Genomic DNA, 23,021 nt, shown 5'->3' with positions numbered 1-23,021 from the left:
ATGCGGCGCTTTCGGTCAGGAGCCGTAAGCGCAGGAACGGGGTGAAGATCACAGCCCTGATGCGGCACGAGGCCGCGCCGAAGCCCGATTCCAGGCTTCGGCGCGGCCTCCAGCGGTCACTGGGACTGCGGCTTCTCAGCGTCGTGCACGTTCAGGGACGGACCCTGCGAGAGCAGTTCCGACCAGGCAGCCGAGATCAGCGGCGGATGCCCGTTCTTGTAACCGAGGTGGAGCCGCGCCTGGTCACGCTCCTGCTTGTCGTTGCCGGCCTTGCTGTTGCTGTCGTTGCCCACCGGAACGTTGTAGCGCAGTCCGGTGTCGGTGATGAGGTACAGGCGGCCGTCCTTTTCGGAGGCCTTCACCTCCTGGTACAGCAGGCCGCTGCCCGGGGTGACGTAGGACGACGAGCCAGAGGCGATCTTGGCCGGGTAGTCCGTGCCGATCCAGGTCTGCATGTTGGGCACCCCGTTCGGGAAGCCGAGGAACTTGGCTTCCGGGTACTTCGTGTTGGTGCCCTGGTAGACGCTGCAGGACACCCCACTGGCGGTGGGCCTGGGAAGGCCGCCGGTCTGCGAACCCTTCTTGAAGTTGTTCGCCGGTTCGACGACTTCGGACGGCCACGGCATGTCAATGTCCGTCGCCCCGACCTTGCCCAGGTACTGGCGGGGCTTGTCCTGGTCGTCCTTCAGCGGGTTGATGTCCGTGCTGGGCAGCTGCTTCGCTTGCAGCTGGTCGCCGCTGTGGTTCAGGTCCGTCGCGTTCTGCCCGGTGAGCAGGAGCTTGGCGACGAAGTTCGACACCTTCTGGACGCCCTCGGGGGTCACGACGTACTTCTCCAACGAGGCGCTGTTCTCGACCACCGTGCCGACCTTGTTGTACTCCGCCGGGACACCATCGTCGTTGCGCGGGTGCCCCGCGTTCTGGAACCGCGGCATGGAGAGCGGGACCGGGCTCTTGATGAGCGTGTCCATCCACTCCTGGGTGACGTCCTGCGGGTCGGCCCCACCGAAGATCACCTGGCGCAGCGCAGGGTTGTCTTGCTCGCCCTTCGGACGGATGGTCCCGACGGGCGCTGTGCTGAACTGGAACGCGACACCGTACTGGTCGACCAGCCAGTGCTGCCCCTCGGGGTCCCGGACGTAGAGCGCCTGCTTGCCCCTGAGCCTGCCCCCGCCCTCGACCTTGTCCTTTTCCTTACCACCCAGGACGAACACGGCCTGCTGGGGCTTGCTGTTGTCGCCGCTGCCGGGGCGGTTGCACACCGCCCAGGTCTTCGGCTTGTTGGCTTCCGTCTCGTCGGGCAACCGGTCGGGGGCGTACGGAATACCGACGGCCGGTCCGTGCGTGAGCTTCCCGTCCAGCTCGGATTCCTTGACGTTGACGACCTTGTATCCCGGGTCGAGAAGAAGTTTGGCCGATGCGAGGTTCAGTACGGGATGGAGCAGTTTCTGGTCTTTGCCGTTAGCGTCCGTGCTGGGCAGAACGACATAGCGCGTAGTGGAATCAGCGCCAACGATGACGTTTTTCTGCACCTCGTCCCATCCCTTGGGAGCGACAGGCTTGAGAATGCCGCACGCTCCGAAGCCGACGAGGATCAGCAGCGCCACCATGATGCCGGGCATCACCGCCTTCAGCGGCCTGGGCGCGCTCTCGATCGAGCCGTTCGGTAGCGGCTTCAGAAATGCCGCATTCGTTCGCTTTCGCGCGAATGAATACGCATTCAGCTCGTCCCGACGTGATGCCATTGATGCTTTCTCTCCCCGATTGTTGGATCCACATCGACCGCCCCCGGCACTCCCGCCGTAGCGCCCTCTACTATGCCCTGTGTCGATCGACCCGTACGGTACGGGTGCCACCTTCCAACACACCAGTCTCAGCGGCGGCCGATACGCCTAGAGGCCACACCACCAGTAGAGGAGCAGGCCGGGGGATGTCCAGCGCCACCAGGGCTCGACGCCGCAATGGGCGGCAACAGCAGCAACAGCCTTCCGCTGCACCGCAATACGCGGGCCAGAACGGTAACGGCGGCAGAGGGAACGGCGGCCGCCGCGCGGCCGCCCGCCCTGCCGGGCCGGTGTCGCCTCGTTTGCGCCAGCAGGCCGGAAACATCGGCGGGGTCCGCGTACAGCAGCTGGCCATCATCGAACTCGCCGCGGCACTAGTGCTGGTGGGCTTGGCGGTAGACCACCCGGTCGCGCTGGCCACGGCCGTCGTGGTGGCTGCCCTCCTCGTTGTTTTCGCGCTCGGCCGGCGTCGCAAGATTCCGCTTCCGGAGTGGATCACGACCGTCCAGGCCATGAAGCGCCGCGGCAAGAACAGCGCCGCCGCGGTGGCCGCGACGCAGGGGGCCGACCCCGCGTTCGCCCCGGTCGTGGAGTGCGAACCGGCGCTGCGGACCTACGAGTACACCGATATCGAGCAGCGCCCCATCGGCTTCGTCGGCGACGGTACGTTCCTCACCGCCATCGTGCAGGTGGACGCCCGCGACGAGCCGCTGCGGCCGCAGCGCGGCAGCCACATGCTGCCGCTCGATGTACTGCACACCGCGCTCGACGTCGAGGACATCCACCTCGAATCGGTGCAGTTCGTTCAGTACACCCAGCCCGCGCCGGCGCCGCATCTGCCTGAACAGGCCGTCGCGGCCCGCTCGTACGCGCCACTGCAGGCGCAGGCCCAGACGCCCGCCCTGCAGCTGACGTGGATCGCGCTGAAGCTCGACCCGGAGCTGTGCTCGGAGGCGATCGAGGCGCGCGGCGGCGGGATGGACGGTGCCCAGCGTTCGCTGCTGCGCGCCGCCGACCAGCTCGTCAGCCGGCTCACCGCGCATGGCGTCCGCGCCAGGGTGCTGGACGAGCGCGAGGTCGTGGCCGCGATCGGCACCGCGGTCTGTGTCAGCCCGCGGGCCGCCAACGGCGCGATGGGCCGGGACGGCCGGGCCGCCCGCCGTACCCAGGAGACGACCCGGGCGTGGCGCTGCGACGACCGCTGGCACACGACGTACTGGATCGGCCGGTGGCCCCAACTGGGCCAGGGCGGCGCGCCGTTGGCCGCCGTCACCCAGCTGCTGACCAGCACCAGGGCGATGGCCAGCACCTTCTCGCTGACCGCCTCGCACGGTGGCGGCCGCGCCCCGGCCATCACCGGCTACGTCCGTCTTTCGACCCGCAGTGAGAACGAACTCTCCGCCGCGCAGAACGAGTTGGAGCGGCGTTCCGGTTCGGCGAAGGTCGGGCTCGTACGGCTCGACCGTGAGCAGCTGCCCGGCCTCCTGGCCACGCTTCCCCTCGGAGGTACCCGCTGATGGCCACTCCCACCTATCAGCCCCGTGTCAACGTCAGCAGCGACGGCTGGCGCAATCCCCCCGTCGGCGGTGCGAGCCACCGTATGTCGCACCAACCGCGGCCGGACGAGGAGGAGTCGGGCCCGACCGGTCCGAAGCCGAGGCCCGGTTTCGGGCTGCGCGGCCCCCGGCGCAGCCCGCATGTGCTGACCGCGGAGTCGCTCAGCTCGCTGACCCTGCCGGTCGGTGACGACGGCGTGATCATCGGCATAGACCCGCAGAACCAGCCGGCCGTACTGAGCGTGCTGCGGCCGGCTCCGGTGGAGATCGTGCTGGTCGGCAGCATGTGGATGGCGCAGGTGCTGGCACTGCGTACGGTCGCCACCGGCGCCCGGGTCGCGGTGGAGACCGCGCGGCCGCCGGCCTGGGGTCAGATGGCGCAGTCCGCGGGCGGCGGTCAGCAGTGTGTGTCGGTCCATGAGGTGCGCCAGATCGCGCCACAGGGACCGTCGGTTTCCAGCCCCGTGCTCGTCGTCCGGGACATGGGCGCGCGCCCGCCGCGCAATCAGCTCGCGCCGAGCCCCTGGCAGTCGGTGCTGACGGTGCTGCCGTTCCTCGGGCCCCGGTCGCCGCAGATGCTCAGCCGCGCCGACCTGATCGGTCTGCAGCGGCTCTCGCCCGAAGAGGCCGAGGTTGTGACGCGAATCATGCGGCTGCCCGAGCAGGTCGGTGCGGTGCTGCCGACGCTCAGCGACAACGCCATGCTGTGGTGCTCGCGGGACGGCCATCAGTTCGTCATGACCCAGCCCACGGAAGCGGAGACCAACCTGCTCGGCGGCCCGCGCCGCATGGACTGACGTATTTCCGGGCCGGCCGCCCGCGGGGCGCTCCGCGCCGCGCGTACGCGACCGGTCCCGGGCACGACCTACGGGCGCATCCATGGGTGCGCCCGTAGGTGTGCCGACGGGGCTTGAAGACGACATGACACCGACTGCCGTTATGGGCCGACTCTTGATTAGGCTGTGTGGAGAGCCGCAGGAGCACATCACGACGGCCGACGGTACGGGGATGGAGAACGTTAGTGTTGGCACAACCCCGGGTGGTGTGTTCCGACTTCCGCTACATCCGATCGATCCGCCTGTATCCGGTCCTGCCGTTCAGGTGCGTTGCAGTACACCAGGAGGCACAGTGAACGAGCAGGAGGCTTTCCGCCCGGACGGGAACGATCCTGACGACGACCAGTCCGAGTTCGATCTGACCGGTGAGTTCAAGATCGACTTTGCCGCACCGGCCTGGTACGCGAGCAACGACACCAGTGGAGGCGGCACGCCTGCCGCGGCCTCCGCTGCGGCTCCTCCTGCGTCTGCACCCGCCACTCCACCCGTAGGTCCGCCGGTCGGCCAGCCGCTGCAGGGGCCGCCGCAGGGCGCCCCGGTGCCCGGAGTTCCGCCGCAAGGTGTGCCCGGCCAGACGGCGCCCGCCCCGATGGCGCCGCCGCCCGCGGACGCCGGACCGCCCGGATTCCCGATGCTGCGCCCGAACGACACGGGTGACGCACCGGCCGCCGCGCCTGCCCCGGCCGAGCCGGTGGCCGCCGAGGCGCCGAATGCCGCACCGGCCGCGGACGCCGCGTCCGATTCCGGCAATGTACGCTCGGGCAGCGGTGTCGATCCGTCGGCCGGGCTCTGGGACGACGACGATGACGATGACACGGGAGCGGAGGCCACTGCGGCCGAGGCGGAAGCCGCAGGCCCGGTGGCTCCGGCACCGCAGCCGGACGCAGCCGCCCCCAACTCTCCCGCGGAGGGCGCCGCTCCGGCCCCTGAGGCGCCCGCACCCGAGCCCACGGCTCCGGTAGCCGCCCAGGCCGCGGCGCCCGCCCAGGGACAGCCGCAGGGGGCGCCTCAGCAGGCCCCGCCGCAGCAGGGTGTCCCCCAACAGGGGGCGCCGCAGGGTGCTCCTCAGCACGGCGTGCCGCAGCAGGGCGCTCCTTGGGGCGCCGCGGACGGCCAGCAGCAGGGTGCGCCCGCGCAGGGCGCGCCGCCGCTGCCACTGCCGCCGGAGTTCCAGCCCGCGGACCCGCGTGCCGCCCAGGCTCAGGCTCAGGCCGGTCAGCCGCAGCAGCAGCCCCAGCAACAGGCACAGCAGGGCCAGCAGCAGGCGCACCCGCAGCAGCCGCAGGCCGGTTACCCGCAGGGCCAGCCCCAGCAGGCGCCGCAGCAGGGCTACCCGCAACAGCAGCAGGGTGCACCCGCGCAGCAGCAGCCTGCCTACGGCTACCCGCAGCCCGCGTACGGCTACCCCCAGCAGGGCCAGCCGCAGCAGGCACACCCGCAGCAGCAGAACCCCAACGCGCCCGCGCAGCAGCCCGCTTACGGCTATCCGCAGACCGCTGCCCAGGGGTACCCGCAGCAGGGCCAGCAGCCCCAGCAGCAGGCGCCGCAGGCCGGCTACGACCCGCAGCAGGCCGCCCAGCAGGCAGCGCAGGCGCAAGCCCAGGCACAGGCGCAGGCACAAGCACAGGCAGCCCAAGCCCAGCAGGCGCAACAGGCCGCCCAGCAACAGGCCGCCCAGCAGCAGACCCCGCACCAGCCGTTCCCTGGGCAGCAGCCCGGCGACCCGAACGCGGCGGCCAACTACGCGTCGTACTCACAGCCGGGTCAGCAGCAGCCGCAGCAGCGGGCCACTCCCGGCGCGCCGCTCGGCTACAGCGCCGCCGTCGAGCTGACCTCCGACCGACTGCTGCGCAACCAGCCCAAGAAGCGCAAGCCGGGCGCCAACGCTCAGCCGTCCAAGTTCAAGTTGGGCGCGAAGAAGGAGGAGGCCGAGCGCCAGCAGAAACTGGCGCTCATCCGGACTCCGGTGATGTCCTGCTACCGGATCGCGGTGATCAGCCTCAAGGGCGGTGTCGGCAAGACCACGACGACCACCGCGCTGGGCTCCACCCTCGCGTCCGAGCGGCAGGACAAGATCCTGGCGATCGACGCGAACCCGGACGCCGGCACACTCGGCCGACGGGTCCGCCGCGAGACCGGTGCGACCATCCGTGACCTGGTGGGTGCGATTCCGCATCTGCACAGCTACATGGACATCCGCCGGTTCACCTCGCAGGCGCCGTCCGGCCTGGAGATCCTCGCCAACGACGTGGACCCCGCGGTGTCGACGACGTTCAACGACGACGACTACCGGCGCGCGATCGACATCCTCGGCAAGCAGTACCCGATCATCCTCACCGACTCGGGTACCGGTCTGCTCTACAGCGCGATGCGCGGAGTCCTCGACCTCGCCGACCAGTTGATCATCATCTCCACCCCGTCCGTGGACGGTGCGAGCAGCGCCAGCACCACCTTGGACTGGCTCTCCGCGCACGGCTACGCCGACTTGGTGCAGCGCGGTATCACGGTCATCTCGGGTGTCCGCGAGACCGGCAAGATGATCAAGATCGATGACATCGTGTCGCACTTCGAGACCCGGTGCCGCGGTGTGGTCGTGGTGCCCTTCGACGAGCATCTCGCCGCCGGTGCCGAGGTCGACCTCGACATGATGCGGCCCAAGACCCGCGAGGCGTACTTCAACCTCTCCGCCCTGGTGGCCGAGGACTTCGCGCGGCGGGCGCAGCAACAGGGCGGGTGGGGCGACCCCAACGCCCAGCAGATGGGCGGCGACCCGTACGCCCAGCAGCAGTACCCGCAGCAGGGTCAGCAGCCGCAGCAGCAGGGCTACCCGCAGCAGCAGGGCCAGCCCGCCCAGCCGCCGGCCGGATACCCGCCGCAGCAGGGTGGCTGGACCCAGCAGCCCGCCCAGCCGCCGGGCCAGTGGCAGCAGCAACAGCCCGCTCCGGACGCGCCGCTGCCCGACGGGGGCGGGTGGACGCAGCAGCCGCCCCCGCAGTAGAAACGGCCAACAGGGAAGGGCCCGGCACGAGTGCCGGGCCCTTCCCTTATGCCGCTGTCCCCGAATGGGTGAACTTCGGGGCCGCGTCCCCTTCCGGGGCTGCGTCAAGCCGTCACGTCGCCGCGGCGATCAGCCCCCGCGCATGCTTCACGTCGATCGCCATCCGCTCCAACAGGGCGTCGAGCGTGTCGAACTTCTCCTGGCCCCGGATGTAGGCGAAAAAGTCCACGGCGACATGCAGCCCGTACAGATCGAGGCCGACGCGGTCGATCGCGTACGCCTCGACCGTGCGGATCTTGCCGTCGAACTGCGGGTTGGTGCCGACCGAGATGGCCGCCGGCATCGCCTCGCCCTCGACGTTCAGCAGGCCCGCGTACACGCCGTCGGCCGGGATCGCGGTGTGCGGCAGGGTCTCCACGTTGGCCGTCGGGAAGCCCAGTTCGCGGCCGCGCTGCGCACCGCGTACGACGATGCCTTCGACGCGGTGCGGCCGGCCCAGGACCTCCATCGCGCCGGCCACATCGCCCGCCGCGACCAGGCGGCGGGTGAGCGTGGAGGAGAACGGCTCGCCACCGCCCGCCTCCCCGCGCTCGTAGAGGTCGATGACCTCCACGGTGTAGTCGTAGGTGCCGCCGAGCTCGGCGAGCGTCTCGACATTGCCGGCGGCCCGGTGCCCGAAGCGGAAGTTGGGGCCCTCGACGACGACCTGCGCATGCAGCTTGTCGACCAGCACCTTGACCACGAAGTCGGCCGGCGCCAGCTTCGAGAACTCCTTGGTGAACGGGAGGATCAGCACCGCATCCACGCCCAGTTCGGCCATCAGCTCCGCGCGGCGGTGGTGCGGAGCGAGCAGCGGCGGGTGGCTGCCGGGCCGTACGACCTCGCTCGGGTGCGGGTCGAAGGTGACGACAACGGCGGGGATTCCCAGCTCACGGGCGCGCGCTACCGCCTTGCCGATGATCAATTGGTGGCCGCGGTGCACACCGTCGTACGAGCCGATGGTGACGACGCTGCGTCCCCAGCCCTCGGGGATGTCCTCCAAGCCACGCCAGCGCTGCACTGTGCCCGCTCCTCGCCCGAACTCTTGTCCGTCCAATGCGCCAATTCGGCATGACGCAGGTCTAAGACTGCCATGCCGGTGATGGTGCTACGCGCGAAGGGTGGCCTCGCCGCTGTTGCATAGGACACCCCCGGGGCCGGCGTGCCGGCGGCGGTGCGGCAGGTGTCATGTACGGGCGGCGGCCGGGCGTCCACGGCCGGTCGGCCGGGTCATCCCGCGAGCGTGGCGCGGGCGCCGGGCCCCACCACGGCCGCCCACTCCCCCGGCTCCGCCGCGACCCATTCCCGCACCCGCCGCGCGAAGCCGGGCACCTGCCGCCCCAGCTCCACCAGCCGCCGGTCGAAGCAGGCCGCGCCCTCGGGCGTACGGACCAGCAGCAGCCCGGTGCGGTGCACCAGCTCCCGGGTACGGCCCTCCGACCGCCGATCGGCACCCTCCGCGGCTGCCCGCAGCACCGCTTCCAGCACGCGGGTGTCTGCTCTGACCGGCCTGTTCCCGCCATTCCGCGGGGCGTACGCGGGGCTGGGCGCGTCGTATGTCTCGCCGGCCAGCAGCACGTCCAGGAGCTCGCGGCGCAACGGGGCCGAGGCACCGGAATCCGCCGCGGCCAGCACGGGAGCGAGCGCGCACCGGACCGGAGCGGAGCGGGTCGTCAGCAGCTCCACGACGAGCGGGCGGAGCGCGGCGCGCGCGCCGGGACCGCGAGCGAGGCGCCGCTCGACGCAGTCCGCGATATGCCGCGCGGCATGGTCCGGGTACTGCTCGGCGTACTCGCGGACGAGGCCGGCGGCACGGTGCGCGAGCGTCAGGGGTACGGGGGCGGAACCGCCGGTCTCGACGAGTGTGCGCAGCACCGCGGTCGCCGCCGACGAGCCGGCGCCGCCGAGCAGCCGGGTCCGGAACGCGTCGAGCACCTGCTCGGGGTGGGTGGCCAGGGCGTCCGCGAAGGTCCCGGGCGGCAGCCGCGGATCGCCCGCGACAAAGCGGGCCAGCGCCCGCTCCAGCACTCGGGAGCGGGTGGTCCGATCCCTCACCAGCAGTGCGAGCGCGGGGCCGTGGTGGGCGCCGTCGGCGGTCCGGGAGAGCAGCGTGAGCGCGCCGTAGCGCAGCAGGGCGCGGTCGGCGTCGGTGGCGGTGTACGGGGCGACGCGCAGGCCGTAGGAGGCGGCAGCCAGCCGGCGCTCCGGGCGCCCGTCGTGGGCCCAGCGGTCCACGGCCCGGCACACCGCGGAGGGCTCGTCCTCGGCGAGCGCGTCCAGCAGCTCGTCCGCCTTCGGGTGCGCGGCGGCGACGAGCGCCTCGGTCAGATCGTCGAGGGCGCGCCGGCGGTGGGTGTGGAGGAGCGCCTGAGCGGCGGAGGCGACGGTGATCTCGTGAGGGGTGGTGTGCACGGGGGCGGACGGGGTGTCGCTTCCCGGGGTGATGCGTTGCAGGCGGCGGGTGTCGTCGAACCAGGTGCACAGCAGTGGCTGGATCCGTTCGGGGTCCGCAACCAATAGCTCCGCGGCGGTGTCGAGAAAGCGTGGTTGCGGCGGGGCGCTGGCGCTGGATGCCTTGGGCGCTTCAGCGGCTTCAGGGGCTTCAGGGGCTTCAGGGGAGGAGTCCGCGGCTTCGGAGAAGGAGGTTTCCGTGGGGGGTGTCGTCGTGGGCGCATCGGCCGTGTGGACGCGTACGCGCGGCGGCTGCGCGAAGGGGCGGCCGGGGCGTGGGGCGGCCGGGCCAGTGCCAGGGGGCGCTGTTTCGCAGGGCGTTGATTCGCAGGGTCCGGTGCCGGGCGGCTCCGCGGCCGTCGGCCGGGCGTCCGTCCGTACGCCCATCGCCGCGGCCGGTGGTCCGTCCGCCGGCAGGAGGACGCGCAGCAGCTCCATCCGGTCCTCGTCGGCCAGCAGGAGGCGGCGCCAGAAGCCCGGACCGAAGGCGTTCATACCGGTGCGCGCGAAGCCGCCCGCCTGGACGGAACGTTTCGTGACCTGGTCGGCGAGCAGCCGCAGGACGCCGGTGTACGGGGTTGCGTCGGGGACGCGGAGCAGCGCCTCACCGAGGAGGTGGGAGGCCCACCACTGGGAGTCGGCGCAGTGGTGCGCCGACCAGGGTCCGGCAGCCGGTGCGGTCGCGGCCGGCACCAACTCGGCCAGTCGACGGGCCAGTTGTACCGTTCCCTCGCGTCGGGCGAGGAGCAGCAGCGCCTGGACGATCGGACCGATGCGGTACCCGGGGACGGGATGGGAGCGTACGGAGGGGCCAGATCCGGCCAGCAGCTCACCGTCGAGCGACGGCAGCCGACCGGACGGCCCGACCGGGTCCGTACCCGGCCCCGCCTCCGAGCCCGCGCCCGAGCCCGAGCCCGGAGGCGCCTCCCCCGCCCCGCACCCCTGGTGCACCAGCACCCACAACGCCGCATCAAGATCGAGATGGCCGCCCTCCAGCCACTCCGCGAACTCCTCATATGCAAAGCGGTATCCCGTGCCCGCCGGGACCAGCAGCCCCTCGGCCAGCACCGCGGCCGCCCAGCCCGGCCCAGGCGGAAAGACCGCCTCGAACGCCGCGCGGTCCAGCCCGCCCTGCCCCGGGCCCAGGCACCGGCGGGCCGCCTCGTGCACCTGCCCGGCCACCTGTGCGGCGAGCCTGCGCAGGGCCGTGCCGCGCGGCGCGGGCCGGTGCGCGGCCGCGATCCGTACGGCGATACGCAGGCTCGCCAGGTCCAGGTAGGCGTCGAAGATCTCGTGCCGGCCGGGCGGACCGGCGGGGTCCGGCTCACCCTCCGGCGGGCCACCGGCCTGCCACTCCGCGTCCCCCTTCGGCAGCGCCGCCCGGACCTCCGCGAGCAGGCGCAGCGTCAGCGGATGCCGGGCGTCGGCCGCGGACTGCTTCCCCAAGTTCTCGACCGCGCTCGAACCGGGGAGGCCGCTGTCCTCGGACAGGCCGTAGCGGCCACGGGCACGCGCCGCCAACTCCTCCGGGAGGTCGGCGAGCCGCACACAGGCGGGAAGCTCCCAGGCCGGCGGTCCAACGGGCGACGTTGCCCCGGGCTCGGGGCGGGGACGGTGCAGCAGTCCGGGCGGGAAGAGCTCACCGGCCCGCTCCCAGTACTCGGGGCGGCAGGCGATGATCAGGCGCACACCGGACGAGCACAGCCAGGCGGCCGTCGCAGCGGTCCAGTCGCCCAGCCGCTGCGCCAGGGCCGGCGGCATCTCCTCCGGCCCGTCGAGCAGCAGAAGCAGCGGGCGCCCGGCCGCGGCCGCGAGCCGTGCCACGGCGTCGGGCGTGATGTCCGCCGGGTCGCCGGCCGTATGCCCGGACGCGGCGACGCTCCGGCCGGCGGAGCGCAGGGCGCGGTCCACCGCCGTGCGCAGGCCGTCGTCGCCGACCCGAAGGTCCGCGCCCCGCAGCCGGATGGCCGGGGCCGGCGCCCCCTGGGCGCGGCGTGCGGCGAGACCGGTCAGTTCCGTGCTCCGCCCGGTCCCGGGATCGCCCACCAGCCCCAGCACCAGCGCCCCGGCATCCCCGTCGCCCCCACCGGAACCAAGCCCATCGGAACCAAGCCCGCCGGAATCTTCCCCGTCGGAACCCTGCGCCCCGAACCGCGTGAACTCCCGCACCACATCCGGCCGTTCGACCGGCTCCCGCCACAGACCCGGCCGCCCCGCCGCCCCCTCGGACATCGCGGTGAGCCGGAGCACACCCGCCATGTTCAGCTCGCTCCCGTACGCCGGGACGGTCGCCGCGTTGCGGTCCAGCAGCCCGGCCAACGCACCCCGCGGAGCCGCGTCGGCCACCGCCCGCAGCGGAATCGCGAAGCCGCCCGCCCGCCGTCCGACGGCGGTTTCCCCTCCTGGAGCGCAGCCGGGAGCCTGCGGCAACAGCGCCGTGCCGAGCACCCCGAGCACCACACCGGTCCGCGCGTCCAGCACCGGCCCGCCCGCCGCGGGGCCGCCCAGCCGCAGCGCCTCCCTGCCGCGGACGCAGAGCGCCAACTCCATGGTTTCGCCGAGGAGATGGAAGAGATCCGTCGCCGTGTACGTCACCTCGGAGCCCGTCCCGACAACGGTCCCGTCCAGCCAGCCGTCCGCCCAGAGCCGTACGGCGGTGCCCGGTTCCGGGCGGCCCGCGGCGATGGGCAGCGGCGTGAGCTGCGGGAAGCCGAACCCGTCGGTCCGTACGAGGGCGAGATCGGCCCCCGCGAGGGGCGTGACGGCGTCGGCGTCCACCAGGCAGGCCCGCTCGGCGCCATACGGTGTGACGGCCGCGTACCCGACCCCGACTCCGGCCCCGGTGTCCCGCATCGGGTGCAGCACCACCCGCGCCAGCCCGTCGACCGCTTCATGGCTGGTGACGACCGTGCCGTGGTGATCCGCCAGGAACCCCGTGCCGCGTGGCCTTCCCGCCAGGTCCCGGACGCGCACCAACGCCCTGTCCGCATCGGCATCCAGCAACGCCATGGCCGAATTCCCTCCCCGTCGGTCCCCTTGTTCCGACCGTAGGGAGGTGGTGATCTTCGCAACAGGTGTCCCCCACCAAAGCGCCCCCGTCCACGCCTTGATTCACCCCGAGCGCCTACCCAATTGAGTGAATTGCCGGATCCGGATGGACAAACACAGAGTGAGGGGGATGGCGGAACGCGGGCCAACGCCCTGCGCCCGTACGGGCGTTCCGCGTTCCACCACCTTCGCCCCGCCCGCCGGTCAGCGCCCGGCCAGGCGCCCCGCGCCGCCGCCACAGAGACCCTTGGGCCCGGCACGCCCCTCCCGTAGGGTGCACGCTCAGTGATGCCGGGTGCAGCACGCTTTCGCACAGCGGCGCGGCGGCGATGGTATGTGGCGAGCGGCCGGTCCGGCCGGTTCGACCAGAGCGGAGAACGAACCTTGACCAGCCACCCGGCCGAGCCGACGGAGCCGCCGAGCGAGCGGATCGAGCCAACCCGACCTGCCCCCGAGCCCACCCATCGGCCCGCCGCCACCGAGCCGCCCACCGCCCGCGCGGCCCGCCTGCGCATCCCGGTCCCGGTGGGCGGTCCCGCGCAGACCGCCCTGCACCATCCGGACACCGCGGCCGACTGGCACCGCTCGCTCTTCCGCCGCCGCGTCACGCTGTACGGCCAACTGGCAGCGCTGGTGGGCTTCTTCGTGACCATCGGCCTGCGGGCCGACCCCGACCCGCTGATCCCGGCCGCGGGGGCGCTGCGCTAGGGCCTGTCCGACGTGGGTGCCCGCCGTTGCCAGGTGCCCCGCCGCTCACCCCACATGGCAACGGCCGGGTCCGGAGCGAATTCCCGCTCCGGACCCGGCCGTACACCGTCAGCCGCCGCCTCTGGCCCGAAGGCGCCTCAGGCGAACACCGCCAGGCTCTTGGCCTTCCCGCCCTGGTTCTCCACCAGCGCGAGGAACGTGCCGTCCGGCCCGAACGCCGCCACCGGACCGTCGCCGTCGAACAGCGGCATCGGGATCCGCGCGCCGTTGAGCAGCAGCCGCACCTGCGGTTCGGCGACGTCCCAGCGGGTGAACGCCGCGGCGGCCGCCTCTCCGATCGGCATGACCGGCAGCCCGCCGCCCTCGGTGTCGTCCACCGCGGTCTGGAGCTGCTCCAGCGTGCGCGCCTGGTCCAGCTTGTACGGGCCGACCCGGGTGCGCCGCAGCGCGGTCAGATGGCCGCCGACGCCGAGCCCGGCGCCCAGGTCACGGGCCAGCGCCCGGATGTACGTACCGGACGAGCACACGACGGAGACCAGCAGATCGGTCACCGGGGTGCCGTCCTCGGCCTCGGCCTCGTGCACGGAGTGCACCACGAACGAGGAGACGGTGACCGGCCGGGCCGGGATCTCCACGTCCTCGCCGTCCCGCACCCGCGAGTACGACCGCTTGCCGTCGATCTTGATGGCGCTGACCTTGGACGGGACCTGCATGATCGCGCCGGACAGCTGGGCGACCCCGGCGTCGATGTCCTCGCGCGCGATGCCGTGCGCCGCCTTCGACGCGGTGATCTCGCCCTCCGCGTCGTCGGTGATCGTCGTCTGCCCGAGCCGGATCGTGCCGACGTACTCCTTCTCCGTCAGCGCGAGATGACCGAGCAGCTTCGTGGCCCGCTCGATGCCCAGGACGAGCACACCCGTCGCCATCGGGTCGAGCGTGCCGGCATGCCCGACCCGGCGGGTGCGGGCCATCCCCCGCATCTTCGCCACGACGTCGTGCGAAGTGAAGCCGGACGGCTTGTCGACGATGACCAGACCGCCCGGCTTGTTGCTCTCACGCTTCATTCTGCCGCTGCGCCCTCGTCGTCCTCGTCCTCACCCGGCTTGCGGTACGGGTCGGCCTCGCCGGCGTACTCGGCGCCCGAGGACACCTCGCGCACCTTGGCGTCCGAAGCCCGCGCCTTGTCGAGCAGGTCGTCGATCGTCTTGGCGTTCTCCGGCAGGGCGTCCGGCACGAAGGCCAGGGTCGGCGTGAACTTCGTCCCCGCCGCCGCCCCGACCGCGGAGCGCAGGATGCCCTTGGCGCTCTCCAGCCCGGCGGCCGCGCTGGCACGCTCCTCGTCGTCGCCGTAGACCGTGTAGAAGACCGTCGCCTCCCGCAGGTCGCCGGTGACCCGGGTGTCCGTGATGGTCACATGCGTGCCGAGTCGCGGGTCCTTGATTCCGCGCTGCAGCTTCTGGGCGACCACCTCCCGGATGAGGTCCGCCAGCTTCTTCGCCCGCGCATTGTCGGCCACTGGTCCGTCTCCTTCTTGTCTTCCACAATTGTGCTTCCACCGGCGATGACTGCCCTGTCGACATCCAGTCGTCATGACCAGTCGTCGTCGCCGTGCAACCGCCGGCGTACCGACAGCAGCTCCACTTCGGGCCGTGCGGCGACCAGGCGCTCGCAGCGGTCCATGACTTCGGTGACATGCCCCGGGTCCCCGGACACCACCGCCAGGCCGATGGTGGCCCTGCGGTGCAGATCCTGGTCCCCGACCTCCGCGACGCTCACCGCGTATTTGCGGTGCAGCTCGGCGACGATCGGGCGGACCACGGAGCGCTTCTCCTTCAGCGACCGAATGTCGCCGAGAAGCAGGTCAAAGGACAGTGTCCCTAGATACATGCAAGACGGGTCAAGCCACCCGCGGGGCCTTGGGGGCACCTCCCAGCGGTAGCTGGGGGAGTACGAGTCATTCGAACCGTACACGGAACGGCCGGGGCCGATCGACGGAGTTTACGCTCCGCCGACCGGCCCCAGTCGGTCCCTGCGTGATCAGCCGCGGGGCTTCTCGCGCATCTCGTACGTCGCGATGACGTCGTCGATCTTGATGTCGTTGAAGTTTCCGAGGTTGATACCGCCCTCGAAGCCTTCGCGGATCTCGGTGACATCGTCCTTGAAGCGGCGCAGACCCTGGATGTTGAGGTCCTCGGCCACGACCTTGCCGTCGCGGACCAGACGGGCCTTGGTGTTGCGCTTGACCTCGCCGGAGCGGATGAGCACACCCGCGATGTTGCCGAGCTTGGACGAGCGGAAGATCTCGCGGATCTCCGCGGTACCGAGCTCGACCTCCTCGTACTCCGGCTTGAGCATGCCCTTGAGGGCCGCCTCGATCTCCTCGATCGCCTGGTAGATGACCGAGTAGTACCGGACGTCGACGCCCTCGCGCTCGGCCATCTGCGTGGCACGGCCTTCGGCGCGCACGTTGAAGCCGATGACGATCGCGTCGGAGCCGGACGCCAGGTTGATGTCGGACTCCGTGACCGCACCGACGCCGCGGTGCAGCACCCGGATGTCGACCTCTTCGCCGACGTCGAGCTGGAGCAGCGAGGACTCCAGGGCCTCGACGGAACCAGAAGCGTCACCCTTGATGATGAGGTTGAGCTGCTGGATCTCGCCGGCCTTGAGCACCTTGTCCAGGTCCTCCAGCGACACCCTGCGGGTGCGCTTGGCGAAGGCCGCGTTGCGCTCGCGCGCCGCGCGCTTCTCGGCGATCTGGCGGGCCGTACGGTCCTCGTCGACCACCAGGAAGTTGTCGCCGGCACCCGGGACGTTGGTCAGACCCAGGACCAGGACGGGGGTCGACGGACCCGCTTCCTCGACGTGGTTGCCCTTGTCGTCAAGCATCGCCCGGACTCGGCCGTACGCGTCGCCGACGACCATCGTCTCGCCGACGCGCAGCGTGCCGCGCTGGACCAGGACGGTCGCCACGGCGCCACGGCCGCGGTCGAGGTGGGCCTCGATCGCGATGCCCTGCGCGTCCTGCTCCGCGTTGGCGCGCAGGTCGAGCGAGGCGTCCGCGGTCAGGACGACGGCCTCCAGCAGCTGGTCGATGTTCAGACCCTCGCGGGCGGAGATGTCGACGAACATGGTGTCGCCGCCGTACTCCTCGGCCACCAGACCGAACTCGGTGAGCTGGCCGCGCACCTTGGTCGGGTCGGCGCCCTCGACGTCGATCTTGTTGACCGCGACCACGATCGGCACATCGGCCGCCTTGGCGTGGTTCAGCGCCTCGATCGTCTGCGGCATGACACCGTCGTTGGCCGCCACCACGAGGATCGCGATGTCGGTCGACTTGGCACCACGGGCACGCATGGCGGTGAACGCCTCGTGACCCGGGGTGTCGATGAAGGTGATCCGACGCTCTTCGTCGTTGACCTCGGTCGCGACCTGGTAGGCACCGATGTGCTGGGTGATGCCGCCGGCCTCGCCCGCGATGACGTTCGTCTTGCGGATCGCGTCGAGCAGTCGCGTCTTACCGTGGTCGACGTGACCCATGACGGTCACCACCGGCGGACGCGCGACGAGCATTTCCTCGCCGCCCTCGTTCTCACCGAAGTCGATGTCGAAGGACTCCAGGAGCTCGCGGTCCTCCTCCTCCGGGCTGACGATCTCGACGACGTAGTTCATCTCTTCGGCGAGCAGCTGCAGCGTCTCGTCGGAGACCGACTGGGTCGCGGTGACCATCTCACCCAGGTTCAGCATGACCTGGACGAGCGACGCCGGGTTGGCGTTGATCTTCTCGGCGAAGTCCGTCAGCGAGGCACCGCGCGACAGGCGAACCGTCGCACCGTTGCCACGCGGCAGCATGATGCCGCCCACCGACGGGGCCTGCATGGCCTCGTACTCCTGGCGCCTCTGCCGCTTCGACTTGCGGCCACGACGCGCCGGACCGCCGGGACGGCCGAACGCACCCTGCGTGCCACCACGGCCACCGGGACCGCCGGGACGACCGGCGAAGCCGGGACGACCGCCGAAGCCGCCGCCACCACCACCGGGACCGCCGCCACCGGGACGACCGGCGAAACCACCGCCGCCACCCGGACGACCGCCACCGCCACCACCGGGACGACCGGCGAAACCGCCGCCGCCACCCGGACGACCGCCACCGCCACCACCGGGACGACCAGCGCCACCGGGACCGCGACCGCCGCCGCCACCGGGGCCCGGACGCGGGCCGGCAGCGGGACGCTGCGGCATCATGCCCGGGTTCGGGCGGTTACCGCCGCCACCACCGGGACGCGGAGCGCCACCGGGAGCGGCACCCTGCGGACGAGGCATACCACCGGGGGTCGGACGGGCGCCGCCCTGACCCTGAGGCCGGGGACCGCCCTGGCCGCCGCCCTGCGGACGCGGGCCACCGGGGCCACCGGGGCCACCGGGGCCACCCTGGCCGCCGGGACGCGGGGCGCCACCGGGACGCGGGGCCTGCGGACGGGCCATGCCCGTGGAGCCACCGGAGGTGAAGGGGTTGTTGCCCGGACGGGGGCCGGACGGACGGGCACCGCCGGGACGGCCGCCCTGGCGGTCGCCACCGGGACGCGGCGCGCCACCACGGCCCTGACCACCCTGCGCGGGCGCCGGACGGGCCGGACGCGGACCGGGGGTGGCACCGGGGCGGGGAGCCGACTGGCCGGCGGCGGGAGCGGCCGGCGCGGACGGCGGAGCCTGGAACTCGGGCTGCGCGGGGGCGGCCGGAGCGGGCTTGGGCGCCGGCGCCTTCGGGGCCGGCGTGGGGCGCGGACCCGGGGTCGGGCCGGCGGCCGGAGTGCTCTTGGGGGCCACGGGGGTCACCGGGGCCTCAGGGGTTGCCGGAGCCGCGGGGCCCGGCTTGGGGGCGCCCGGCTTCGGGGCAGCCGGACGCGCCGCCTGCGCCGGCGACGGGGCCGACGGGGACGGCTTAGCGGGGGCCGACTTGCGCGGTGCCGCGGGCTTGCCAGAGGCGCGGCCGCTGCCGCTGCCTGCCTGGAAAGCGTCGGTCAACTTGCGAACAACCGGCGCCTCGATCGTCGAGGACGCCGAACGGACGAATTCACCAAGTTCTTGGAGCTTGGCCATGACGACCTTGCTCTCAACGCCGAACTCCTTGGCGAGTTCGTATACCCGGACCTTAGCCACTTCGCTCCTTCTAGGTCCGGGTTGTCCACCGGACCGTCGCTACTTCATGGGCGTACTCATCGCGTACTCATCGAGTGCTCATCGCAATCTCGACCTACTTCCGACTCGCGAGGTACCTGACCGCACGGTTTTCCGTGCGCTGTGCGTTTACTGCTGTGCGTTATTGCAATGGCGGCTTCAACCAAGCGCCCCGCTCGATGAACCGACGCAATTCCGTCGTGTCGAACGGTCCCCGGCCCCGAAAGGCCCGGGGAAACGCCCGGCGGCGAACCGCCAGGTCGAGGCAGACCAGTGTCGGGTGCACGTAAGCACCCCGGCCGGGCAGCGTACCGCGAGGATCGTGGGCACACTCACCCTCGATCACCACGATGCGCAGCAAATCGCCCTTGGCCGCTCGCTCCCGGCATCCCAGACAGGTTCGCTCAGGGCATGCGCGGGCATGCGTCCGACCAGACACTGCTTAAGTCTACCTCCCCGTGCCGGCTCACCCCTGATGGGGTAATGCCCGAACGGCTGCTCAGAATTCCTGGCGGGCCGCCGCGGCGCCACCCTTTTTCGGGGGTGCGCCACGGCGTCCGCCGCATGGTTCAGTCCTGCGGTGCCTGGTGCTCGGTGTCCGGGCGGATGTCGATCCGCCAGCCCGTGAGACGGGCGGCGAGCCGGGCGTTCTGCCCTTCCTTGCCGATGGCCAGTGACAGCTGGTAGTCGGGGACGGTGACCCGGGCGGAGCGCGCCGCCAGGTCCACCACCTCGACCTTGCTGACCCGGGCCGGCGACAGCGCGTTCGCCACCAGGTCGGCCGGATCGTCCGACCAGTCCACGATGTCGATCTTCTCGCCGTGCAGCTCGGCCATGACGGCACGCACCCGGCCGCCCATCGGGCCGATGCAGGCGCCCTTGGCGTTCAGCCCGGAGCGGGTGGAGCGGACCGCGATCTTGGTGCGGTGGCCGGCCTCGCGGGCGATGGCGGAGATCTCCACCGAACCGTCCGCGATCTCCGGGACCTCCATGGCGAACAGCTTCTTCACCAGGTTGGGGTGCGTACGCGAGAGCGTCACGGACGGGCCGCGGACACCCTTGACCACCCGGACGACATACGAGCGCAGGCGGGTGCCGTGCGAGTAGTCCTCGCCGGGGACCTGCTCCTGCACCGGCAGCATGGCCTCCATGCGGCCGATGTCGACCAGGACGTTCTTGGGGTCCTTGCCCTGCTGGACGACGCCGGTGATGACATCGCCCTCACGTCCGGCGAACTCGCCGAAGGTGATCTCCTCCTCGGCGTCCCGCAGCCGCTGCAGGATGACCTGCTTGGCGGTGGTCGCCGCGATCCGCCCGAAACCGGAGGGGGTGTCGTCGAACTCGCGGGGCTCCTCGCCCTCCTCCACATCGCCGCGGGGCCCGGCGTCCTCCTTCGCCCACACCGTCACATGCCCGGTGCTGCGGTCCAGCTCCACCCGCGCGTGCCGACGGCTGCCGTCGGTGCGGTGGTATGCGATGAGGAGGGCCGACTCGATCGCCTCGACCAGCAGGTCGAACGAGATCTCCTTCTCCCGCACCAAACCCCGCAGGGCACTCATGTCGATATCCACGGCTACGCCTCCTCCTTGTTCTCGTCGATCTTCTCGTCCTGCTGCGCGTCGCGCTTGTCTGTCTTCTCGGGCTTACGGCTGAATTCCAGCTCGACCCGCGCCTTGGCGATGTCGTCGAACGCGACCCGGCGGGCCGTCGGCTTGCGCCCCTTGACGCCGGGCACTTCGAGGTCCAGGCCCGCGTCGTCGACGGCGGTGATCCTGGCGACCACCTCGCCGCCCTCGCGGAGTTGGGCCTTGATGAGGCGGCCGGTGGCGCGGCGGTAGTGCCGCAGCTCGGTCAGCGGCCGGTCGGCGCCGGGCGAGGTGACCTCAAGGGTGTACGGGGCGCCGCCCATCGCATCGGAGTCGTCCAGGACCTGGGAGGCCTCGCGGCTCAGCTCGGCGCACTCGTCCAGCTGGACGCCCTCGTCGGAATCGACCACGATCCTCAGCACTCGCCGCTTGCCCGCCGGTGTCACCTCGATCTCTTCCAGATCCAGGTCTCGCGCGGCGACGAGCGGTTCAAGCAGTCCGCGCAGCCTCTCGCTCTGGGTGGTGCTCATCCGGGTGACTCCTCGGCCGCGTGTGCTGTTGTGGGTAGGTCGCGTGTCGGGTCAAAGCCTATCGGTTCCGGCGGGGTACTGACGATTCCGTGGGCGGTCACGGATACTCTCGCCTGCGGTGATCACAACGGAAGACCCCTGGAAGTGGAACGTGCCGAACGTGGCGCTCACGCGCAGAAGGACCCTGCTGGCCGGTGCCGCCCTCGGGGGCGCGGCCCTGCTGGCGGGCTGCTCCGAGGAGCCCGGACCCGAGCGGGACGAGCATTCCTCCGCCGCCGACCGGCTTCGCGAGCGCTCCGCCCGCGACAGCGCGGCGCTGCTGGCGCGCTATGACGCGACGCTGGCCGCGCACCCGGCCCTGGAGGCGCGGCTGCGGCCGCTGCGTGCCGAAGTCGTGCGGCACGCCGATGCGTTCACCGACGACAAGGCCGGCAGGAAGGCGGCCCCGTCCGCCAGCGGCGCGCCCTCCGGCCATCCCGTTCACCACTCCGGCGCGCCCGCGTCCGGGCCCTCGGCGCCCGACGACGAGTCGGTACCCGAGGACGAGAAGGCGGCGCGTACGGCGCTCGCCGACGCGGAGCGGAAGCTGGCCGACGCGCGCACGAAGGCACTGACCACCGCGCCGCCGGAGCTGGCCCGGCTGCTCGCCTCCGTGGCGGCGGCGGGCGCGGCGCATGCATATCTCCTCACGGAGGCCGGGGCGTGAGGCGCCCCTCGGCGGGGTCGTCCGGCGACCAGGACATGACCAGGGAAGGAGCACGCCCCCGATGACGGGAACAACTCGCGACAAGGACAGCGCCCACGACGACGAGCTGACCGCCGTGCAGGCAGCCCTGGCCGCCGAACACGCCGCCGTGTACGGCTACGGCGTAGTCGGCGGACGGATCGCCGGCGCCCGTCGTCAGGAGGCACAGTCCGCATACGACGCACACCGCGCGCGCCGGGACGCGCTGCGCCGCACCGTGCGCGACCTGGGCGGCAAGCCGAAGGCCGCGGCCGCCGCCTACGAACTGCCCTTCCCGGTACCGGATGCCGCCGCCGCGGCCCGGCTCGCCGCGGAGCTGGAGGACCGGCTGGCAGCCGTCTACGCGGACCTCGTACGGGCCGGCGGAGAGGCGCGCCGCAAGGAGGCGGCGGCCGCGCTGCGCGAGGCGGCAGTGCGGGCGGTGCGCTGGCGCGGCAGCGGCGTAGCCTTCCCTGGGCTCGTGGAGCGGGCCGCGGCCGGCGCTCCGTCCGGCTCTGCGAGCGCCCCCTCCGACGCGCTCTGAACGACCGGCCGCCCGCGGCCACCGCCCCAGGAAAAGGACAGCTCAAGCATGGCAACGGCACCCATCGAACCGCCGCAACGATTGGTGAGCGCGCTGAGCGGCGATCAGGAGGGTCCCGTACAGGGCTGGCTGGAGGCGTTGCCGACGCTGGTTCAGCAGCGGCTGGACGCTTGGGAGCTGACGCTGGAACGGGTGCACGCCCCCGGCGGCCGCAGCAGTCTCGTCGCGCTCGTACGGCAGCAGGACGGGACCCCCGCGGCGCTGAAGTTCCCGGTGCCGGGGCGGGCTTCCGTGCAGGAGGGCGCGGCGCTGACGGTGTGGGACGGCTGGGGCGCGGTGCGGCTGCTGCGGTCCGACGACGCGAGCGGTGCACTGCTTCTGGAGCGGCTGCAGGGCTCGGTGTCGCTGCGGTCGCTGCCGGAGGCCAAGGCGATGCTGGAGGCGGCGGGCACGGTGCGCCGCCTGTGGGTGCCGCCTGGCGAAGGGCACCCCTTCGAGACGCTGGCGGACAGCGTGGAGGAGGCGGCGGCGGAGCTGCGGACCGGGGGCGCGCTGACGCAGGCGGCCGGGCCGCTGGTCGATGAGGCGCTGGAGTTGCGCCGTACGCTGCCGGCCGGCTCCGACGAGGCGTTCCTGCTGCACGGCGCGTTCCGGCAGGGCAAGGTGCTGGCCGGTGAGCGGGCGCCGTGGCTGGCGGTCGGCCCGGCGCCGGTGGTCGGCGAGCGGGCGTACGACCTGGCGGGCCTGGTGCTGGACCGCGTCGAGGATCTGGTGGCGGGTTCGGGCGCGCCCGCCGCGGCCCGCCGCAGGGTCGCCAAGCTGGCCGACTCCCTGGATGTGGACCGGGAGCGGCTGCGCGGCTGGACGCTGTACCGGGCGGTGCACGCGGGCGTACGGGAAGCGGCGGCCGGCGGCCGGCAGCGCGGCGAGCTGCTGCTGGAGTTCGCTACCTGGCTGTAGCGCTTGTACCAACGGGCCGGGGGGGGGGGGGGGGGCCCCCCCCCCGCCCCGGAGTGATAACCTTAAAGATAGTGAAGTC

17 protein-coding genes are annotated in these 23,021 nt (G+C 72.1%); 7 read left to right on the top strand and 10 right to left on the bottom strand.

The genetic code is table 11. The annotated features are described in order from the left end of the window. Nucleotides 1–116: 116 nt before the first annotated feature. Nucleotides 117–1,745, bottom strand: a complete 1,629-nt coding sequence (locus AB0I10_RS30200) for a type VII secretion protein EccB (protein WP_363155841.1) — start codon at nt 1,743–1,745, stop codon at nt 117–119. A 329-nt stretch (nt 1,746–2,074) separates the two neighbouring features. On the opposite strand from AB0I10_RS30200, the gene eccE reads away from it, so the two are divergent. The 3 genes from eccE to AB0I10_RS30185 all read left to right on the top strand — a co-directional run bounded on the left by eccE (nt 2,075) and on the right by AB0I10_RS30185 (nt 7,174). Next, a complete protein-coding gene (gene eccE, locus AB0I10_RS30195; RefSeq protein WP_363155856.1) occupies nt 2,075–3,301 on the top strand; it encodes a type VII secretion protein EccE in 1,227 nt (408 codons plus the stop codon). Further along, entirely contained in the window at nt 3,301–4,137 is an 837-nt protein-coding gene (locus AB0I10_RS30190; protein ID WP_363155840.1) for a hypothetical protein, read from the top strand. Before eccE ends, AB0I10_RS30190 begins: the two co-directional genes overlap by 1 nt. Nucleotides 4,138–4,468: 331 nt before the next feature. Beyond that, entirely contained in the window at nt 4,469–7,174 is a 2,706-nt protein-coding gene (locus AB0I10_RS30185; RefSeq protein ID WP_363155839.1) for an SCO5717 family growth-regulating ATPase, read from the top strand. A gap of 112 nt (nt 7,175–7,286) precedes the next feature. Here the strand turns inward: AB0I10_RS30185 and AB0I10_RS30180 are convergent, their stop codons facing one another. Next, nucleotides 7,287–8,234 (bottom strand): bifunctional riboflavin kinase/FAD synthetase, encoded by a 948-nt coding sequence (locus AB0I10_RS30180; protein ID WP_363155838.1) that lies wholly within the window; start codon nt 8,232–8,234, stop codon nt 7,287–7,289. Nucleotides 8,235–8,443: 209 nt separating this feature from the next. Continuing rightward, nucleotides 8,444–12,673 carry a hypothetical protein gene (locus AB0I10_RS30175; RefSeq protein ID WP_363155837.1) on the bottom strand — a complete coding sequence of 1,410 codons (4,230 nt, stop codon included), beginning with the start codon at nt 12,671–12,673 and terminating at the stop codon, nt 8,444–8,446. Between the two features lie 423 nt (nt 12,674–13,096). On the opposite strand from AB0I10_RS30175, the gene AB0I10_RS30170 reads away from it, so the two are divergent. After that, a complete protein-coding gene (locus AB0I10_RS30170) occupies nt 13,097–13,420 on the top strand; it encodes a hypothetical protein (protein ID WP_363155836.1) in 324 nt (107 codons plus the stop codon). A 137-nt stretch (nt 13,421–13,557) separates the two neighbouring features. On the opposite strand, the gene truB is transcribed toward AB0I10_RS30170, so the two are convergent. The 7 genes from truB to rimP form a co-directional block, all read right to left on the bottom strand. Then, nucleotides 13,558–14,484 carry a tRNA pseudouridine(55) synthase TruB gene (gene truB, locus AB0I10_RS30165; protein WP_363155835.1) on the bottom strand — a complete coding sequence of 309 codons (927 nt, stop codon included), beginning with the start codon at nt 14,482–14,484 and terminating at the stop codon, nt 13,558–13,560. Next, the gene (gene rbfA, locus AB0I10_RS30160) at nt 14,481–14,936 is read right to left on the bottom strand and encodes a 30S ribosome-binding factor RbfA (RefSeq protein ID WP_363155834.1); all 456 of its coding nucleotides are present in this window, start codon (nt 14,934–14,936) and stop codon (nt 14,481–14,483) included. The genes truB and rbfA overlap by 4 nt, the downstream gene beginning before the upstream one ends. A 71-nt stretch (nt 14,937–15,007) precedes the next feature. Continuing rightward, nucleotides 15,008–15,307, bottom strand: a complete 300-nt coding sequence (locus tag AB0I10_RS30155; RefSeq protein ID WP_363155833.1) for a DUF503 domain-containing protein — start codon at nt 15,305–15,307, stop codon at nt 15,008–15,010. A 150-nt stretch (nt 15,308–15,457) separates the two neighbouring features. After that, nucleotides 15,458–18,580 (bottom strand): translation initiation factor IF-2, encoded by a 3,123-nt coding sequence (gene infB, locus AB0I10_RS30150; RefSeq protein ID WP_363155832.1) that lies wholly within the window; start codon nt 18,578–18,580, stop codon nt 15,458–15,460. A 160-nt stretch (nt 18,581–18,740) separates the two neighbouring features. Next, the gene (locus AB0I10_RS30145; protein WP_363155831.1) at nt 18,741–19,037 is read right to left on the bottom strand and encodes a YlxR family protein; all 297 of its coding nucleotides are present in this window, start codon (nt 19,035–19,037) and stop codon (nt 18,741–18,743) included. A 130-nt stretch (nt 19,038–19,167) separates the two neighbouring features. Then, a complete protein-coding gene (nusA, locus tag AB0I10_RS30140) occupies nt 19,168–20,169 on the bottom strand; it encodes a transcription termination factor NusA (RefSeq protein ID WP_363155830.1) in 1,002 nt (333 codons plus the stop codon). 2 nt (nt 20,170–20,171) lie between these two features. Then, complete coding sequence (rimP, locus tag AB0I10_RS30135) at nt 20,172–20,714, bottom strand: ribosome maturation factor RimP (protein WP_363155829.1); 543 nt, start codon at nt 20,712–20,714, stop codon at nt 20,172–20,174. A 118-nt stretch (nt 20,715–20,832) separates the two neighbouring features. On the opposite strand from rimP, the gene AB0I10_RS30130 reads away from it, so the two are divergent. The 3 genes from AB0I10_RS30130 to AB0I10_RS30120 all read left to right on the top strand — a co-directional run bounded on the left by AB0I10_RS30130 (nt 20,833) and on the right by AB0I10_RS30120 (nt 22,942). Next, on the top strand, nt 20,833–21,420 hold the full coding sequence (locus AB0I10_RS30130; protein WP_363155828.1) for a hypothetical protein: 588 nt from the start codon (nt 20,833–20,835) through the stop codon (nt 21,418–21,420). Between the two features lie 61 nt (nt 21,421–21,481). Beyond that, nucleotides 21,482–21,982, top strand: a complete 501-nt coding sequence (locus AB0I10_RS30125) for a ferritin-like domain-containing protein (protein WP_363155827.1) — start codon at nt 21,482–21,484, stop codon at nt 21,980–21,982. Between the two features lie 48 nt (nt 21,983–22,030). Next, nucleotides 22,031–22,942 carry an aminoglycoside phosphotransferase family protein gene (locus AB0I10_RS30120; RefSeq protein WP_363155826.1) on the top strand — a complete coding sequence of 304 codons (912 nt, stop codon included), beginning with the start codon at nt 22,031–22,033 and terminating at the stop codon, nt 22,940–22,942. Nucleotides 22,943–23,021: the final 79 nt, after the last annotated feature.

The sequence above is a fragment of the Streptomyces sp. NPDC050636 genome, assembly GCF_040654775.1.
Classification (GTDB): Bacteria; Actinomycetota; Actinomycetes; order Streptomycetales; family Streptomycetaceae; genus Streptomyces.
The sequence above is the reverse complement of the archived record's forward strand: the minus strand, read 5'-3'. Positions and strand labels throughout refer to the sequence as shown.